This window comes from Clostridium neonatale (assembly GCF_001458595.1).
Lineage (GTDB): Bacteria > Bacillota > Clostridia > Clostridiales > Clostridiaceae > Clostridium > Clostridium neonatale.
Genome location: NZ_LN890328.1, coordinates 2,531,665 through 2,549,984, shown reverse-complemented (window position 1 = coordinate 2,549,984; position 18,320 = coordinate 2,531,665). Strand labels below are relative to the sequence as shown.

Annotated in this window: 19 protein-coding genes and 1 other annotated feature; of the genes, 11 read left to right on the top strand and 8 right to left on the bottom strand. The window is 27.7% G+C overall.

What is annotated here, in order from left to right:
• Positions 1-40: 40 nt before the first annotated feature.
• Entirely contained in the window at positions 41-946 is a 906-nt protein-coding gene (locus BN2920_RS18425; protein WP_058296430.1) for an ArsR/SmtB family transcription factor, read from the bottom strand.
• Between the two features lie 110 nt (positions 947-1,056).
• Entirely contained in the window at positions 1,057-1,623 is a 567-nt protein-coding gene (locus BN2920_RS22650; protein WP_394372143.1) for a DUF624 domain-containing protein, read from the bottom strand.
• 321 nt (positions 1,624-1,944) lie between these two features.
• Here BN2920_RS22650 and BN2920_RS18415 point away from each other — a divergent pair, with 321 nt between their 5' ends.
• Positions 1,945-2,781: a ComEC/Rec2 family competence protein gene (locus BN2920_RS18415; RefSeq protein WP_058296428.1), complete on the top strand. Its 837-nt coding sequence runs from the start codon at positions 1,945-1,947 to the stop codon at positions 2,779-2,781.
• 69 nt (positions 2,782-2,850) lie between these two features.
• Positions 2,851-3,465: a hypothetical protein gene (locus BN2920_RS18410; RefSeq protein ID WP_058296427.1), complete on the top strand. Its 615-nt coding sequence runs from the start codon at positions 2,851-2,853 to the stop codon at positions 3,463-3,465.
• Between the two features lie 43 nt (positions 3,466-3,508).
• On the opposite strand, the gene BN2920_RS18405 is transcribed toward BN2920_RS18410, so the two are convergent.
• Positions 3,509-5,185, bottom strand: coding sequence for an FAD-dependent oxidoreductase (locus BN2920_RS18405; protein WP_058296426.1), 1,677 nt, complete (start codon positions 5,183-5,185; stop codon positions 3,509-3,511).
• A gap of 331 nt (positions 5,186-5,516) precedes the next feature.
• The gene (ahpC, locus tag BN2920_RS18400; protein ID WP_058296425.1) at positions 5,517-6,080 is read right to left on the bottom strand and encodes an alkyl hydroperoxide reductase subunit C; all 564 of its coding nucleotides are present in this window, start codon (positions 6,078-6,080) and stop codon (positions 5,517-5,519) included.
• Positions 6,081-6,402: 322 nt separating this feature from the next.
• On the opposite strand from ahpC, the gene BN2920_RS18395 reads away from it, so the two are divergent.
• The 5 genes from BN2920_RS18395 (at position 6,403) to BN2920_RS18375 (ending at position 11,734) form a co-directional block, all read left to right on the top strand.
• Positions 6,403-7,338, top strand: coding sequence for a M14 family metallopeptidase (locus BN2920_RS18395; RefSeq protein WP_058296424.1), 936 nt, complete (start codon positions 6,403-6,405; stop codon positions 7,336-7,338).
• Positions 7,338-8,273 carry a M14 family metallopeptidase gene (locus BN2920_RS18390; protein WP_058296423.1) on the top strand — a complete coding sequence of 312 codons (936 nt, stop codon included), beginning with the start codon at positions 7,338-7,340 and terminating at the stop codon, positions 8,271-8,273. Before BN2920_RS18395 ends, BN2920_RS18390 begins: the two co-directional genes overlap by 1 nt.
• A 207-nt stretch (positions 8,274-8,480) precedes the next feature.
• Positions 8,481-9,860: a cation:dicarboxylate symporter family transporter gene (locus BN2920_RS18385; protein ID WP_058296422.1), complete on the top strand. Its 1,380-nt coding sequence runs from the start codon at positions 8,481-8,483 to the stop codon at positions 9,858-9,860.
• Positions 9,861-10,075: 215 nt separating this feature from the next.
• Complete coding sequence (locus BN2920_RS18380) at positions 10,076-10,618, top strand: GNAT family N-acetyltransferase (RefSeq protein ID WP_058296421.1); 543 nt, start codon at positions 10,076-10,078, stop codon at positions 10,616-10,618.
• A gap of 156 nt (positions 10,619-10,774) precedes the next feature.
• On the top strand, positions 10,775-11,734 hold the full coding sequence (locus BN2920_RS18375) for a hypothetical protein (protein ID WP_058296420.1): 960 nt from the start codon (positions 10,775-10,777) through the stop codon (positions 11,732-11,734).
• Positions 11,735-11,820: 86 nt separating this feature from the next.
• Here BN2920_RS18375 and BN2920_RS18370 read toward each other — a convergent pair whose 3' ends face one another.
• The 3 genes from BN2920_RS18370 to BN2920_RS18360 form a co-directional block, all read right to left on the bottom strand.
• Positions 11,821-12,786, bottom strand: coding sequence for a P1 family peptidase (locus BN2920_RS18370; protein ID WP_058296419.1), 966 nt, complete (start codon positions 12,784-12,786; stop codon positions 11,821-11,823).
• 102 nt (positions 12,787-12,888) lie between these two features.
• Positions 12,889-13,479 carry an ECF transporter S component gene (locus BN2920_RS18365; protein ID WP_058296418.1) on the bottom strand — a complete coding sequence of 197 codons (591 nt, stop codon included), beginning with the start codon at positions 13,477-13,479 and terminating at the stop codon, positions 12,889-12,891.
• 199 nt (positions 13,480-13,678) lie between these two features.
• Complete coding sequence (locus BN2920_RS18360) at positions 13,679-13,888, bottom strand: PspC domain-containing protein (RefSeq protein ID WP_058296417.1); 210 nt, start codon at positions 13,886-13,888, stop codon at positions 13,679-13,681.
• A gap of 768 nt (positions 13,889-14,656) precedes the next feature.
• On the opposite strand from BN2920_RS18360, the gene BN2920_RS18355 reads away from it, so the two are divergent.
• From BN2920_RS18355 to BN2920_RS18340, 4 genes are all read left to right on the top strand, one after another.
• The gene (locus tag BN2920_RS18355; protein WP_058296416.1) at positions 14,657-15,529 is read left to right on the top strand and encodes a tRNA 2-thiocytidine biosynthesis TtcA family protein; all 873 of its coding nucleotides are present in this window, start codon (positions 14,657-14,659) and stop codon (positions 15,527-15,529) included.
• Positions 15,530-15,647: 118 nt separating this feature from the next.
• Positions 15,648-15,836, top strand: a complete 189-nt coding sequence (locus BN2920_RS18350; protein ID WP_058296415.1) for a DUF4250 domain-containing protein — start codon at positions 15,648-15,650, stop codon at positions 15,834-15,836.
• A gap of 180 nt (positions 15,837-16,016) precedes the next feature.
• Positions 16,017-16,249, top strand: a binding site (T-box leader).
• Between the two features lie 134 nt (positions 16,250-16,383).
• Positions 16,384-16,908 (top strand): tryptophan transporter, encoded by a 525-nt coding sequence (locus tag BN2920_RS18345; RefSeq protein WP_058296414.1) that lies wholly within the window; start codon positions 16,384-16,386, stop codon positions 16,906-16,908.
• Between the two features lie 44 nt (positions 16,909-16,952).
• Entirely contained in the window at positions 16,953-17,471 is a 519-nt protein-coding gene (locus BN2920_RS18340) for a tryptophan transporter (RefSeq protein WP_058296413.1), read from the top strand.
• Between the two features lie 60 nt (positions 17,472-17,531).
• On the opposite strand, the gene BN2920_RS18335 is transcribed toward BN2920_RS18340, so the two are convergent.
• On the bottom strand, positions 17,532-18,251 hold the full coding sequence (locus BN2920_RS18335; protein WP_058296412.1) for a polysaccharide deacetylase family protein: 720 nt from the start codon (positions 18,249-18,251) through the stop codon (positions 17,532-17,534).
• Between the last annotated feature and the right edge of the window lie 69 nt (positions 18,252-18,320).

Sequence of the window (18,320 nt, the reverse complement as noted above, 5' to 3'; positions counted from 1 at the left end):
GGATTCATAAAAATTTTTATATCTTTATGAATCCTTTTTACTAGTTATATATAATTCGAACATGTATGCCTTGGTTATAATTACCGAAGTTCTTTCCAAAGATAGTTAATCCTCCAACATGCTTAGTATCTTCAGGTACTGCAAGTTTTAGAACAATATCGCTTTTATAGTTTAGATTTAAATCATTCAATGTTACATCAGAGATCTTTAACCCATCCATAAATGTTCCATAATGGTTAACTGCAAGTAATTTTAATAAGCCATATTGATTCCAATTAGGAAACCACCATGATGGTGTAAATAAACCTTTGTTATCGCCAAAATCTCCAGGACTAATCCAAGTTCCGATATCTATATTGTTAATAGAAAAATGTATATCGGATGGCCATATATTACATATACCAGGAGCTTCAGAGCTTATTTCCATAGATATTTGTAATTCAGAAAATATCTGATTTGGCTTTAAGTAGTTAGGTATTCTATATTCAATAAAGCCTTTAGTGAACCAAAGAATGTCAGCATACATCCTTTCAGGATCAGCAAAATAATTCGGATTATCAACTTCTCCAATAAGCTTATCCTTTGTTGCTATTCCGCAAGTAGGAGTTATTTCGTATGAAGAATAATGACCTATACACATATCAATATCATAAGAATTTTCAGGAGTATCTGATTCCATATCAACTACTATTTTATTTTCATGTAGCGAACATATCTTTTGTAATCCATGTTTACCAGTTAAATTATTAGTAGTTATAAGCCCGCATTCTTCTAATTTTCTTATATGCATGGTTACAGCACCATTAGTTAGATTAAGTTTTTCTGATAGTTCATTCATATTCAGCTGTTGATATTCAGATAATATATTCAATATATCTATTCTTACATCAGAACTTAAGGCTTTAAAAATAGATATTCCGTCTTTTAAATTAGTTATATGTATCATAATTTATTTGCTACTTGTAAAGCAGCTACCCCTTTCTGTTTATAATGTTAAATATCCAAATTTCTATAGTATAATTATAGTGGTATTTATATGCAAAAATCAAATCAATATTATTTTAGATATTTACTTTCTATAAATAAGAAACATGAAGCCATGTTTTTCATCAATATATAAGATGAAAGACTAAAAACAAACAATCCAATTATGTTGCTTATATATAAGAAAATATAAGCTGATAATGCAATAATTACTAAGTTGAGTAGTGTTTTAATTGGAGTTTTTAGTGCTAAGTAAAATGATAATTTAATATTATCAAGTAGTTTTATTTCATACTTAGATAAAATAGGTATTGAATATGAACATAGTATTATAAGAAATAATAACATAAAAATCATAGGTATAATTAGAAAAATAAATTTTCTATTCATTAAACATAATTTTAAATCAAAAATTAAAATAAATGATAGTAATAAAAAAATGCACCAAAATTTTAAAGAAGCTTTGAAATTTTCAACATATCCTTTAAAAAAATCACGAGTAGTATCAACGTATTTATCTCTTATTAACTTGTTCATAAAAGAACATAGAGCACATAGTGAAGGCCCAGTTGGTATTAGAGCTAAGAAAAATATAGCTATATTTTCAAATTTTATATCAAATAAATATAAAGAGAGCATTAATAGTATATTACATAATGCAAAATAAATGTTAGAAATGAAAAACCAATGAATATAACTTAAAGTTTTGTTTATTGGCTTATCTTGAAAATCTGCGTATTTAGACATAATAGTATCACACCTTTAATTAACAAATAGTATATAATTATATTTTAACATTATATTTTAGAAATGTCTAAAATAATTTAAATAATATTTATATAAAATATTGTTTTACAAATATTCTTAAATTTTACCTGTTGATGCATATGCTTTATGTGTATAATATTATAATTATATATTTAGATTCATTTAAAATTAAAAATAGATTGGTGGCAAGATATGACTAAAAGATTATTATTACTTATATTGAATATTGTTATTGTTTGTATGTTTATTGGATGTTATAGTAGCAAGCAATATAATAATTACAATCAAGCAAATGATGAACTTATAATAAAATTTTTTGATGCAGGAAAAGCAGACTGTATTCTTATAGGTATACAAGATAAATATATAATGATTGATACAGGATTAGATAAAAATAAAAATGAAATAAGTACATATTTAAAATCACAAGGTATTGATTCATTAGAATATTTAATTTTAACACATATGGACAAAGATCATATTGGAGGTGCTGATGAAATAATAAATAAGTTTAAAATAAATAATCTAATACAGCCTGATTATAAAAAAGAAAGTAATCAGTATGAAGAATATGAAGAAGCAATTGAAAAAAGCAATATACAGCCAACTTTATTACATGAAGAAATTAGTGTAAAAATTGATGACGTAGAAATTAAGATATGTCCGCCTAAAAAAGATGAATATAAAAAATCAAATGATTATTCTATTATAGTGGAAATTAATTATAAAGATAAAAGTTTTCTGTTTATGGGAGATGCTGAAGAAGAAAGGATAAAAGAGTTCTTAAAATACAATAAAAAATACTTTTCAGTAATTAAAATGCCGCATCATGGAAGAGTTAATAATATGACTGAAAATTTAATAGAAAATACCAAGCCTCAATATTCGATAATAACATCCTCAAAAGAAGAAACTGCTGATGATAAAACTATACTTATCTTAGAGAAATATAATGTGAAAAATTATTTTACTGAAAATGGGGATATAACTATAAAATCTGATGGTAAAGACATTTCAATATCCCAATAAACAGAGGCTAATTATTATTATAGAATCATACTGTATTGACATTATATTATGGCAGCATAAGGAGGAAAAATGAAAAAATTTTTTAATAATAAAATTCTTCAAATAGCAGATATTTTAGAAATAATTATTGGAATATTACTAGCTATTAGTATTAGTATTTTACTTATTTTTTTAGTTAGTGATTTAAAGTTAATTGCTATGCATAAAAATGATATAGAATCATTTAATATTTTCTTAGCATCAGCATTTAATCTTGTAATAGGGATAGAATTTATAAAAATGCTATGCAAGCATACACCTGCTACAGTAATAGAAGTATTATTATTTGCTATTGCAAGACAACTTATAGTCGAGCATACATCAACATTAGAAAATTTAGTTGGAATAATATCTATTGCAATTTTATTTGCTGTAAGAAAATATTTATTTTACAATTTTGACGAAGTGGCTAAGACTATATATAGAGGAAATGAGAGAGTTAAGAGGATTAATATATTAGAACATATAGATATTCCTTATAATGATAATCATACATTAGAAGAAGTAATTTTGGATGAAGTGGAAAATAGAAAATTAAATTTAGGTACAGGATTATGTATTTATTATTCTGGTTTTGCACTTAGAATAGCTAAGATGAAAAATCATGAAATTACAAGAGTAGAAATAATAAAATCTATTAAATAAATAAAAAAGTCAGCTGAAAATGCAACTGACTTTTTTAATAATTCTATTTTATTAGACTGACAATTTCATCAATCTTTTTAGCTCCAAAGAATAACTGTTCATCATTTAGTATTATAGCTGGAACACTCATAATTTTATATTTAGATTTTAATTCAGGGAATTCTGATAAATCTAACATTTCAGCTTCAATATTTTTATTTTCTATTGCTAATCTTTGAGATGCCATAACAACATCAGGACAAAGATGACAAGATAATGAAACAGCAACTTTGATATTTATCTTTTTATCTATAGATTTTATTTCATTTAAAATAGTGTTATCTAATGCTTGGCCTGGTCCAGCTAAATTATATATAGCAATGATAAATGAATTTAGTTCGTGACCACCAGGTACACCATGGAATTTAATACCACTATATTCTTTATTACTATCTAATAAAGCAACAACAGGATACTTATCAGCATGTATCTTTTTTTCTAGGTCTTTATTTGAACCTCTGATAGCTATTTCTGCATTTAATTTATCACCTAAATTACTTATATCAAGTACCAGATCTCTCAATTCTATAGATTTTGGATTAGATTCATCTACAATAGAAACTAATGTGACTTCTTTTTCCATTTTATCAAGAATTCCCTTTAATTGGGCTCGTAAGCTATCATTTAATAGCTTACTTTGACCACCTATTGGAGCAGAATTTAAGTTATCATTTGAAGCTTTTGAAGGTACATTGTTATTTTCAGTAGTTTCTTCTTCAGCTTCATCTTCTATTCCTAACCTTTCTTTTAGTTCAGTAACATATTTTTCAGCACATGTAGCAGCTATAGCACCATCTGAAACAGCAGTAACTACCTGTCTTAATACCTTAGGTCTTAAATCTCCAGCAGCATATACACCAGGAATATTTGTTTCCATGTTTTCATTTGTTAATATATAACCAAATTTATCACATTCAACTACATTTCTAAATAATGAAGTTTGAGGTTCATATCCAACAAATATGAATATACCAAATGTTCCATCTTCTTTAGAAGCATTATATTCAAAAGTTTCATTTGTTACATTATTTATGAATTTAGCTCTTTCTAGAAGATTTTCGCCAGTTGCTTCTAAAATCTCAGTATTAAATTTAACAGTTATTTTATCATGAGCTAATACCTTATCTGCAATAGACTTTGCACATGTAAATTCAGGTTCTCTAGCTATAACTGTTACATGCTTTGCAAATCTAGTTAGGAAGATAGCTTCTTCAGCAGCAGCAAATCCAGCACCAACAACAAATACATCTAGATCTTTAAAAAATTCTCCATCACATGTTGCACAATATGCTACACCTCTACCAGTAAATTCTTTTTCACCTGTAAATCCAAGCTTTCTTGGGCTTGCTCCAGTAGCAATTATAACGCTTCTTCCTTGGAAATCACCATTATTAGTATTTATTACTTTTACATCACCATCAAAGTCAACAGACATTACCTCAGCTTCTGTAAACTTAGCATTAAAATTCACAGCTTGAGTTCTCATATCATCAACTAGCTTAGGTCCACTGCTATTTATTATCCCAGGGAAATTAACTATTTCAGATGTTGTTTTTATTTGTCCGCCAACAGACTCTCTTTCTATAACTAATGTATTTAATTTTGATCTTCCAGCATATAAAGCAGCAGTTAATCCAGCAGGACCACCACCAATTATTATTAAATCATATATTTTATTCATATAAATAACCTCCATCCAATAATTCAAAATTTAAATGCGAGCCCAATTTTATATTTGCTAACTCAAACTTACTACTACGAAGGAATATAAGTAGTGGGCTGCATTAAAAAGAGATATTATTATGAGAACTGCTTTACAAATTCTAATATATAAGTAATACAGACTCACTTTTATCTACATTACATAATTAACAGCTATTAAATTAATTATTAACTATGTAATATGGGGAGTTTTAGTTATTAAAGAGGCACAGGGAGAATGTGCCTCTTATTAAAAGGGATTATGAATATTTTAAGTGTATAATTTTAGAGTTTTTAAGTATATATAAGAATTAAAGTTTACCAACTAAATCTAGGCTTGGAGTTAAAGTTTCAGCTCCTGGAGTCCATTTAGCAGGACAAACTTGATCACCATGTTCAGCTACGAATTGAGCAGCTTGAACTTTTCTTAATAGCTCATCAACATTTCTTCCAATTCCATTATCATGTATTTCGTAAGCTTTAATTTCTCCTTCTGGATTAACTACAAATGAGCCTCTTAAAGCTAAACCTTCTTCTTCAATCATAACACCGAAGTCTCTAATGATAGCTCCAGTTGGATCACCGATCATTGGATATTTTATCTTTCCAATTGTTTCAGTTGTATCAGCCCATGCTTTGTGAACAAAGTGAGTATCTGCTGATACTGAATAGATTTCACATCCAATTTCTTGGAATTTTGAATAGTTATCAGCTAAATCTCCTAATTCAGTTGGGCAAACAAATGTAAAGTCTGCTGGATAGAAGAAGAATACTGACCATTTTCCTTTTATAGAATCAAGTGTAACTTCCTTGAATTCTCCATTTTGGTATGCTTGTGCTTTAAAATCTGATACTTTCTTATTTATTAATGACATATTATGTCCTCCTTTAATTTTAATTTTATTTTTAATTTCAATATTAATTTTGCTTTGAGAATTGTTATTAACAACTCCTTGTAACTAATAATAATTATTATTTAATAAAAAGTCAATAGCAAAATGAAAAAAATTATGTTTTTTAAAAAAATATAGTTTAGAAATTTTCATAAACAATATGAAAATAGAGGGCTAAGGAAGGTTTACCTATATGTAAGTTAAGGTGTATAATAAGATAAATTAAAAAGTAATAAATTTGAAATTTAAATAAAATATAGAGATTAAAATTATTAGCAATAAGCAAACTTTGGAGGAAAACTTTATGATTGAAACAGTAGTATCATCAGAACTTTCAGTGGATGAAAGTTTAATAATAAAGAAGAATAGACTTATTTCTGAGAAAAAAGATGATAATATGAAAAGAATTTGTATTGTTACCGGAATTCATGGAGATGAGTTGGAAGGACAGTATGTATGTTACGAATTAATGAGGATAATAAATGAGAAGATAGAAAATTTGCATGGAGTTGTTGATATATATCCAACATTAAATCCATTGGGAATTGATTCTGTGCATAGAGGAATGCCAACATTTGATTTGGATATGAATAGAATCTTTCCAGGGGCAGAAAATGGGGCTATGGCAGAGTATATGGCTGCAAAAGTTATAGACGATATTAAAGGAGCAGACATGTGTATAGATTTACATGCAAGTAACATATTTTTGAAAGAAGCTCCTCAAGTAAGAATTAGTGAAGAAACTAAAGAAAAACTATTACCATATGCTAAACTTATAAATACAGATTTTATATGGATTTATCCAGAAAAAAAAGTTAACCAGTCAACACTTGTATATAATCTTAATAAAATAAATGTTCCAACAATAATGGTTGAAATGGGAGTTGGTATGCGAATTACTAAGGAATACTGTTTTGATTTAGTAAATGGAATATTAAATTTAATGAAAGAACTTGGTATATGGGATGGAGATACTACAGTAGTAAAGAATCCTATAATAGCTAATAATGATCAAGTAACATTTGTAAACTCAAATAGTTCAGGAATATTTATTCCATGTGTTGACCATTGGAAAGGAATAAAAAAGGGAGATGTTATGGGAGAGATCATAGATGTTTTACATGGAGAGGTGTTAGAACGAGTTATTTCTCCATGTAATGGAATGATATTTACATTAAGAGAATATCCAGTAGTATATGAAGGATCTTTAATAGCTAGAATAGTAGGGGAGGGATTTTAATGAAGAAAGAAGTTATCTATACGTTAAAATCTCCTTATAGGGATGATATGAGAATAACTGGATATAGCTTTGGAAAAGGAGAAAAAACAGCATGTATTGTTGGTGCCATTAGGGGAAATGAAATACAACAGCTATATACGTGCTCTCAACTAATAAAGACACTAACAAAACTTGAAAAGAAAAATTCAATAACAAAGAATTGTGAAATTTTAATTATACCTTGTGTTAATCCTCATTCAATTAATATTGGAAAAAGATTTTGGGCAATGGATAATACAGACATCAATAGAATGTTTCCTGGCGAAAAAAATGGAGAAACCACTGAAAGAATTGCAAATGGTGTATTTGAAAAAGTTCAAGGATATACATATGGAATACAATTCACAAGTTTTTATATGCCAGGAGATTTTATCCCACATATAAGAATGATGGAAACAGGACATCACAGTCCTAGTCTTGCTAATTTATTTGGACTTCAATATGTTGTTGTTAGAAAGCCGAGACCATATGATACCATGACATTAAATTATAACTGGCAGTTATGGAATACAAATGCATTTTCACTATATACAAATGCTACAGATCAGATTGATGAAGAATCAGCAAAGCATGCGGTTGTTGCTGTACTGAGATTTTTAACACGAATGGGAGTAATAAAATATAACAGCCATAGTGGATATATAGCAAGTGTACTTCAAGAAGAAGATTTATTTTCTTTAAAAACATCAGCATCAGGAATATATAGAAGATTAAGGAAGCCTGGTGATAGTGTTGAAAGAGGAGATGTTATTGGAGAAATAATTCATCCATATGAAGGGGAAGTAATATCTCAAATAATATCACCAACTGATGGAATAATATTCTTTGCGCATACATCTCCGATGATTATGGAAAATGTTGTGGCCTATAAAATTATTAGAAGATTACATCAGTAAGATTATATTTGTATAAATGTTATAAACAGAATAAAAATATATTTGAAATTTATTTAGATTAGAACATAGAATTAGTTAATAAAAAATTCTATGTTCTTTTTATTTTTGATAGTATATAACAAGATATAGTTGACATAATATAAGTATAACTGATATTATATAATTCATAGTAAAAAGATAGGAATTCGACAAAAGAGGAGAAGAAAAATGAACAATACATTTTTAAAAGATTTTCTTATGATAACTAGTTTTATGCCTATATTATTTATAGCAATCTTAATTGGAATCTTTTTTATTATTAGAGCTATGGAAAAGAAAAAAATCAACTTTTCTAAGCGTATGATTTTTGCAACTATAACAGGATTGGTTCTCGGAATAATAATTCAGATAGTGGCTGGATTACCAGAAGATACTGCAAATATTGCATGGATAACTGAAACTACTAAGTGGTATGGTTTAGTCGGCTATGGCTTTATGGATTTATTAAAAATGCTTGTTGTACCTTTAGTATTTTTATCAATAATAAGAGTAATAACTAATATGAAAGCTAACCAAAATTTGAGTAAATTGACATCGCGATCAATATTAACATTACTTGGTACAACCACTATTTCAGCAATAATTGGTATTATTATGGGAAATTTATTTAAGCTTGGTACAGATGCAGTTGTTATACAAAATGCTGCTGAAATGAAAGAAATAGAACCTATTGTTGATACTCTTAGAGGTTTATTACCATCTAATCCAATAAAAGCTATGGCAGATGCCAATATAGTTGGAGTAGTAATATTTGCAGGATTTATTGGAGTAGCGATTAAGAGATTAACTAAAAAATATTCAGATGTAATAAAGCCTGTTGTTGATTTGATTGAAGGTTCTTATAAGATCATTACAAGTGTAGCAATGACAGTAATAAAGTTTATGCCATATGCAGTAATTGCATTGCTTGCTAATACAATTGCATCAAGAGGATTATCAGCTATATTAAGTGTTGGAAAATTTATAGTAGCTCTATATGTAAGTATAATTGTGGTGTTTATAGTTCATCTTATTTTAATTGCATTAAGTGGTTTAAATCCTATTAGGTATGTGAAGAATGTTTTAGAACCATTAATTTTAGCATTTACTTCACGTTCTAGTTTAGGAACATTGCCAGTTACAATCGAGACACTAAATAAAAATATAGGACTTGAAGAAGGCGTTGCAAGTTTTATAGGAAGTTTAGGTTCTAATATGGGGATGAATGGATGTGCAGCTATATATCCTTCACTGATGGCAATTACTTTAGCAAATATGAGTGGTACACCTATGGACATAAGTTTTTATGGTATGTTACTAGTTATTATAGTGATAAGTTCGCTTGGAATAGCAGGTCTTCCAGGGACAGCTACTATGTCTGTATCAGTTGTTATTTCAGGAATGGGCATGGGAACATATTTCCCATTAGCAGGAGGAATACTTGCTATTGATCCGATTTTAGATATGGGACGTACAATGTTAAATGTTAATGGAACTATGACAACAGCTGTTATAGTAGGAAAAAGTCTTAATGAAATAGATAAAGATGTATTTAATAAAGAAAAATAAATAAACAATTAATTAGATATCAAACCTTTCTAAGCCTAAATTATTGCATAGAAAGGTTTGATTTTTTTTATGATATTTCATTAAATATACAGAAATTAATGATATTTATAAAAATATAGTAATATATAAATATAATAATAGAAGAATATAAATAACAATAGTACAATTGTGGTAGAAATTACCTTAAGGATGATAAAAATAGGGGGACTGTGAAGTTGAAAAAAATATTTAATAAAATTCAAAAAATAGAAACAAAAAATTTAATATTAAGAGAAATACAAGCAAAGGATGCAAAAGATTTCTTTGAGTATTATACTAGCGAAAATATATGCAAATATCTTGATTGGAATGGTCCTAAAAGTTTAGAAGAAGCAGAAGAATATATATATACTTGGAGAAAAGGATATGAAGAAAATTGGATACTTCCTTTTGCAATAGTCAATAAGAGTAATGATAAAATGATTGGAACTATAATTTTTTCAGAGTTTATTGGAAAAAGAGCTGATTTAGGATATGAGATATGCGAAGCATATTGGAGAAAAGGATTAATGTATGAAGCTTTGGATAAATTATTACCTATAGTAATTAGAGAATTTGATTTAGAAAGAATTCAGTCTATAGTATTTAAAGACAATGAAGCATCTAAAAGACTTTTGGATAAGTTAAAGTTTAATGAAGAAGGACTCCTAAAAAAGTACTCATATCATATAGTTAGCGGAGAATGTATTGATTCGTATATATATGCATTAGTTCTTTAATATTAAGATAAATATTATAATTTGGATTATGAAGAAAGAGTAATACAAAATTAAGAATAATTTAAGATAATAAAACACATTTATGGAAAAAAATTAGGTATAATTTAGATATACTATTTTATTAAAATAGTATATCTAAATTAAGGGGGAAGAGATATGAAATTAAAAAAGACATTAGCTTTATTTATGACTGCTACTTTAGGAATAGCAACTCTTACAGGGTGTAGTGCAGCAACAACAAATTATACAAAGGAATTGGCTAAGGCTTCACAGTGGACTGCTACTTCAACTGAGACTAATGGGAATGTAGCTATTGATGTACAAGGACAAAAATTAAATATTTCATTTACTGGAACTGGATATACTTCAGGAGATAAATCATTTGCAGAGGTTAAATTTAATGATCCATCAGGTTTATTTAAACTTCCAGATATAAAAGTGTATGTTGATAATGGAGTAAGCTATATAAATAAAAGTTATTTTGAAGGCATATACACTATGTCAGGAGAAAAGGTACCAGAAAAATTAGCTAAAATTAATGCTGAATATATAGGCATTGATTCAGGGATAGATGTAGCAACTCTTCAAAAAATAATATCAGATCCAGAAGCAGTATTGAAATTGGGGAAAACTGTATTTGGAGATGCAGACATAGATTTACCTTATGCTCAAAATGGAAGAGAATTTACAATGAGTTTAAATTCTAATGAAATGGTGGATTTACTTGTAAAAGCAATAAAAGCTTCAGCTAGTAATATAGAGAATATTAATTCTGAGTTTAAAATAGGATTAACTTCAGAAGAAATAGCTCAATTTAAATCTATAATGAATGATAAAAATATAAATTCAGAAATCCAAGAATTAAAAACAATGATAGCAGGATCTAATATAAGTTTAAAAGAAGTGTTTAGTGATAATACTTATACTCAGGATATTAAGATGGCTATCCAATTAAAAGATTTTGGAAAGATGGATATAACAGTTAAGGGAAAAAGTACTAAATCTGATGCAAAAGAAATCACTATTCCAACTAGTTCTGTTAAGTTAACAGAAGAAGAATATTTAAAATTGATGGAAGATGATAATGTAACTACTACAACAAAAACAGCAGCTTAGAGATTAATTGAATGAAAAATGGCTATGTCTAATTTTAACAATTGGACATAGCCCTTTAATTTAATATGTACTTTCAATTTGTAAAATTATTCCGTTTCAGAGTAACTTGGAATATTAAACATACCTTTTGCAGATTTTACTCCTCTTAATATGGCTTTCTCCATAACTTGAGCTGCAATCATTCCAACTGTTGTAACATCTGATTTAACTTTATTTGTGCACATTGTAAAAATTGTATCTCCATCAAACATTGTATGAGCAGGTCTCATAGTGCGTGCATATCCATTATGAGCCATAGAAGCAACTTTAGTAGCTTGTGCTTTATCAAAGTCAGCATTTGTAACTATAATTCCAATTGTTGTATTTCCTTTAAATGGGTTCTTAGGATTTTCGATGCTATTAATTATTAATTTTTCTGTATTTAAAAAGTTATTTTTTTCACGATCATATGCACCTGCAATAATATTTGAGTTAGATGGATCAATTACATCACCTAAACAGTTAACCGCAACAATTGCACCAACTTTAAGGCCACCAACTTGCACTGCATAAGTTCCAAGACCGCCTTTCATAGCGTAATCAAGCCCAAGGAATTTACCTACTGTGGCACCAAATCCAGCACCGATATTTCCATTAATATCATCATTATATGTTTCAGAGTTTTGGCAGGCTTCAATTCCCATTGCTTTATTAGGTCTTATTTTATAGTCACCAAAAGGCAAATCAAATAATACTGCCTGGCAAACTATAGGTACTTTAGTAACTGTAACATCAAATCCAACATTTTTATTTTCTAAATATTCCATTACCCCGCTAGCAGCATCTAGTCCAAATGCACTTCCCCCTGATAACATAACAGCATTAATTTTATCAACCATCTCAGATGGATTAAGCAGATCAGTTTCACGAGTACCAGGTGAACCACCACGAACATCTACACCGCCCGTTGCACCTTTTTCACATATAACAACAGAACAGCCAGTTCCTCCTTTTTCATTATGACAGTGGCCAAGTTTTATATCTTCTATATCGCAAAATCGAATTTCTTTCATAAATTATCCTCCAAAAGACATAAATAAATTTGAATAAATTAAATGCACAAACAACAAATATGTTATTGTGCATTTAGGTTTATATAAATATATTATTGTTATTTATTTTCTGATTTTAAATAATGTTAATACTACTGCAATAGAAATAACAGCACTAACAATTGCTTCAATTGAACCATTAAGCCCAATCACAGTTAAGATACCTGTAGTGGCTACTTCTTTACTTATACCAAGAGCATCAGCATATCTTTCTAAATATATAAGATAAGTCAATCCCATTACGCCTATTGTATTTGTAAGGGTTCCTAATACTGCAGAAATACCCACATTTATGCTTTCATTTTTGATTTTTTTCTTTAATAAACTATAAACATAATATGATACAATTCCAATTAATACTCTAGGAACTATAGCTATTATTGGATTCCAAAAAATAAATGATGTTGGTAGTGGAGCGGTGAATGCTTGGTACATTGAAAACAAACCAAAGACTAGTCCGACTAAAGCACCAACAACAGGGCCTTCAATAATTGCTCCTATAATCACTGGAATGTGCATAATAGTTGCTTTAACAGGTGGAATTGGTATAAATCCAAGGCCTGTAAGACCTAAAAAAATTGATATAGCAGATAACATTCCAACCATAGTTATCTGTCTGACAGAAAAGTTAGTTTTAAAATCATTTCTTTCCATGGTATAATACCTCCGTTCTTATTCCTTTAATATTATGGATATAATTCGGAAAAAACAGTGTTTAATTTCCGTTCAGTTTTCAATATTGAAATACCGACAAATAATATTTTACCATGTGATAAGAAATATTCAATATTTATTGTTAAAAAAATATCGAACTATTGTAAAAAATTATATGATTTAATAAAAATTTTAATTATTAATAATTATCATAAATGTCCTTTTTGTCGGGCATTATAAAGGCAAAAATAATATAAATTATTATGCAAGGCTGAAATAATATTGTTAATAATGCAAAAAGAATTCTTACAAGTGTAACATCTGCATTGATGTAGTCTGAAATTCCAGCTAAAACACCACAAATTTTTTTTCTAGAAGAGTCCTTATATAACTTTTTATCTGAATTCATAAAAATACCTTCCTTAAGTTTAAATATCTATATAAAAATAATTATAAATACAAATATAAAAAATGATAGTACTTTAACATTATATTTATATAAAAATAAGAAAATAATAAGATATACACATATAAAAAGAGCAGCTATGCTGCAATTAGGATCTTAAATAAAAAGAGCAGCTATGCTGCAATTAGGATCTTAAATAAAGGAAACATCTTCATCAGTAGATGAAGATGGGCTATACTGCTAGGCTCGTACCTCACCAAGCATTATATGCCTTGGACAAACAATTTTGGAACAATCATTAATGTAAAAATTCTACACCTTCATTTTCGAATTCAAGACACCGCCAACATAAGAGCTTTATTTCTTTGTTTCAGCTAAACTCGTAGGACCACATTATTATTGTTGTAAATAAATACATTTTTAAATTACGGAATAGTTATTTATACATGTTAAAGATTTAAAAAGTTAATATTTTATCATTTTTTAAAATATATAATTTTATAAATATATGAATATAAAATCTTAAGCATTTCCCTACAATCCAGCCTATCATATATTGAATTTCGGTTATTATCCACTAAACTTTGATTTTACGTCCCTTATTTATATTGAATACTTTTTTTATTAGGAATATATTAAAATAGTTGACAGTTAAGTATTGATGATTGAAAATTAAGATGATAATATAGAATATAAATTTTAAATATTAAAATATTAAAATATTAAAATATTAAAATATTAAATATTTAAATATTAATGAGGTGAAATAAATTGAGTACAATTGCAGGCAAAGGCTGTGAAAGAATAATACCAGATAGTGATAAAAAGCCACTAAAAGATATAGAAAGAAGTATAGTAAAGACATATAGAAAACATATTTGGTCAAAATTTATTAAAGCAATTAAAGATTATCAATTAATTGAAGAGGGGGATAAAATTGCCGTTGGAATCTCTGGTGGAAAAGATAGTATACTTATGGCAAAATTATTTCAAGAACTTCAAAGACATAGTCAAATAAAGTTTGAAGTAGTCTTTCTAGCTATGGACCCTGGATATCATCCAGATATAAAAAAATTATTAATAGAAAATTGTGAGTATTTAAACATCCCAATACATATGTATGATTCAGGAATCTTTGATGTAGTAGATAAAATGGCAAAAGATTACCCATGCTATTTATGTGCGAGAATGAGAAGAGGTTCTTTATATGCAAAAGCACAAGAATTTGGGTGTAATAAGCTAGCATTGGGACATCATTATAATGATGTTATAGAAACTACAATGTTAAATATACTATATGCAGGCAATTTTAAGACAATGCTTCCAAAATTAAAATCAAAAAACTTTGAGAATCTAGAGTTAATTAGGCCTATGTATTATATAGAGGAAAAATATATAAAAAGATTTATAAATAATAGTGGAATATGGCCATTAAATTGTGCATGTATGGTTGCAGCAGAAAGAGTAGGAAATAAAAGGTATGAAATAAAAGATTTAATTGAAAAATTAAAAGAAAATTTTGATGGTGTTGAAAAATCTATTTTCAAAGCAGCTGAGAATGTTAGTATGGATGGAATATTAGGCTGGCAAAAAGGAAACCAAAAGTTTTCGTTTTTAGATATTTATGATGAAGAGGAAAAATAGTAGATATTTATATGTAAAATTATGTTATAATAAAGTTAGATTAAAACTGATAAATCAGTGCATTTATACGATATTATAATCATTATAAATTTAGTTAGATGAAAAGGAAATGGTAATTATGCTAAATAAATCACTAGATACTATGGATCCAAATATACTATTAAGCTTAGTTAATACTAAACTAAGAGATAGTTACAGTTCTCTTGAACTTCTTTGCGATGATATTGATATTGAAAAACATAAAATTATTGAAAAACTAAAAACTATAGGATATGATTATGATGAAAGTCAAAATCAATTTAAATAAAATCAAAATATATTATGAGAGAAGGTATGAGTAGGCATGAAATTAAAAAAGACTGGAAAGATAATTGCTTTGCTTGCAGCAACAACAGCACTAGTTGCATCTCTAGTAAATGATAAAAAAAATAATTATGGAAAAAATTAATATATATTGACAAAATTTAATTAAAGTGTATAATATATATTAAATTCAGTGAGAAGGAAGAGTAATCAGGTGCAATGTTAAAGAGAGCTGATGGTGGTGAGATATCAGTACGGTAGCTAATGATGAATGGACCTTTTAGAAGCAAGATGAAATCATTTGAAAGTAGTTAAGCCGTAAGTCGCACGTTATAGCGAATAGAGTATGTTAGTACTTGATGTTGAGTGGCATTTTATGCAATTTAGGTGGCAACGCGGATAATCTCCGTCCTATGTATTTAGGACGGAGTTTTTTTATACATAATTTTAAAGTTTATATTTATGATATTAAGGTTGTGATATGTATGTTATGAAAGGAAAAGAAAAGTGGAATTTAATATAAAAAGATTAAAAAATAAGGGGGAATTTATATGAATACAAAGAAAATGGTAACAAATGCAATATTAATAGCAATAGGAGCTTTATTGAGAGTTATTACACCAATGCTTGGAGTACCAATGCAACCAGATTTTTCATTAATAATGTTATTTATAATAATGATATATAATTTTGATTTTAAAACCGTTTTGACTTGTGGTATTGTAGTAGGAATTTTTGCAGCACTTACAAGCAAAACACCAGGAGGACAAATTCCTAATGTTTTAGATAAGACTTGTACATCAATAATAATGTATTTAATGTTATCACCATTAAGAAATAGAATAAGCAAAGGCAAACAATTAGCATTACTATTACCTATAGGAACAGTTTTAAGTGGAACATTATTTTTAATATTTATAAAAGTAATAGCAGGTCTACCAGGTGGGCAATCTTTTATGACTTTATTTTTAGCAGTTGTAGTTCCAGCGATAGTGTTAAATACTATAATTGGCATGGTATTTTATTTGGTAGTAAAAAGAGCAACCTCAGTAACAGGTGCTTATTCAGTAGAGTAAATTATTTTTAAATATGTAATCAATGAGGAAGGTAGATTTGAAATATGAACACTAAAAGAATGACAACAAATGCAATATTAATAGCAATAGGAGTAATATTACATCAAATAACACCATTAATAGGGGTGCCAATGCAACCAGATTTTGCATTAGCGATGTTATTTATAATAATGATATTTAATGAAGATTATAAGACAACTCTAATATCTGGTATTGTTATAGGAATATTCACAGCGCTTACAACAAAAACACCAGGAGGTCAAATACCCAATATATTAGACAAGTTAATTACTTGCAATGTTATGTATTTAATATTAGTGCCTTTAAGGAATAGAATATGTAAAACAAAACAAATAACATTGCTATTATCTTTAGGAACATTAGTTAGTGGAACCACTTTTTTGGTGGCTCTTGCAACATTTGCAGGATTGCCAGGAGGAGCATCTTTTAAAGTTCTATTTATGACAATAGTAGTTCCAACAATAGTTTTAAATTTAATAATTGGTTTGGTAATTTATAAGATATCAGAAAAAACTCTTCAAATAACAGGAACATTTTCATAGTAGATAAAATTTATATAAAAATAGTCGTTATATTAGTAAATATAGCGACTATTTTTATAATTATTTTTTTATATAATGAAACTCTTCAGGTGTATTTTCGTCAATGCCTTTAAATTCATATCCCTGATCTTTATAGTACTTTATTATGCTGGGAAGAGCTTTAACAGTATTTTTACTCATGTAGGCACAATGCATAAGTAAAATTATATTATCTTTATCACTTTTAGAGTTTCTTATTAATCTTGAAGGATCAGAATTAGGGTTTGCTCCATCACCACTATCAACATTCCAATCATATATTTTTAAATTATTCTCATGTAATAGATTTACCATGGATTCTGTTAGCTTATAACTGTTATTATTACAACCAAATGGAAATCTTAATATGTTAGTTTTTATACCAACTACAGAATTTATTAGTTCTTGAGTTTCAAGCATTTCCTTTAAAAAATGATCATTGGAACAATATAGATATCCTTTTTTGTGTGTCATACTATGAAGACCTAAAGAATGTCCTTCCTCATGCATGCGTTTTATAATATTTTCTTGTCCTTTAATTTGTTCTCCAATTAAAAAGAATGTAGCATTTACATCTTCTTCTCTTAATATATCTAATATATCAGTAGTTACTTTTCTAGCAGGTCCATCATCGAATGTTAAATATATTACTTTTGATTTAGATGTATTACTGGATGTTTCTTCTGCAAATGCAAAGATATTTATTATATTTGATAATATGAGAGTTAAAATAATAATTTTACTGAAAAATCTAAGTTTCATTGTATCACCTCTTAGAATATTATTTACAATACTTAATAAAAATATTATTAAGAGTAGCTCTATTTTAGA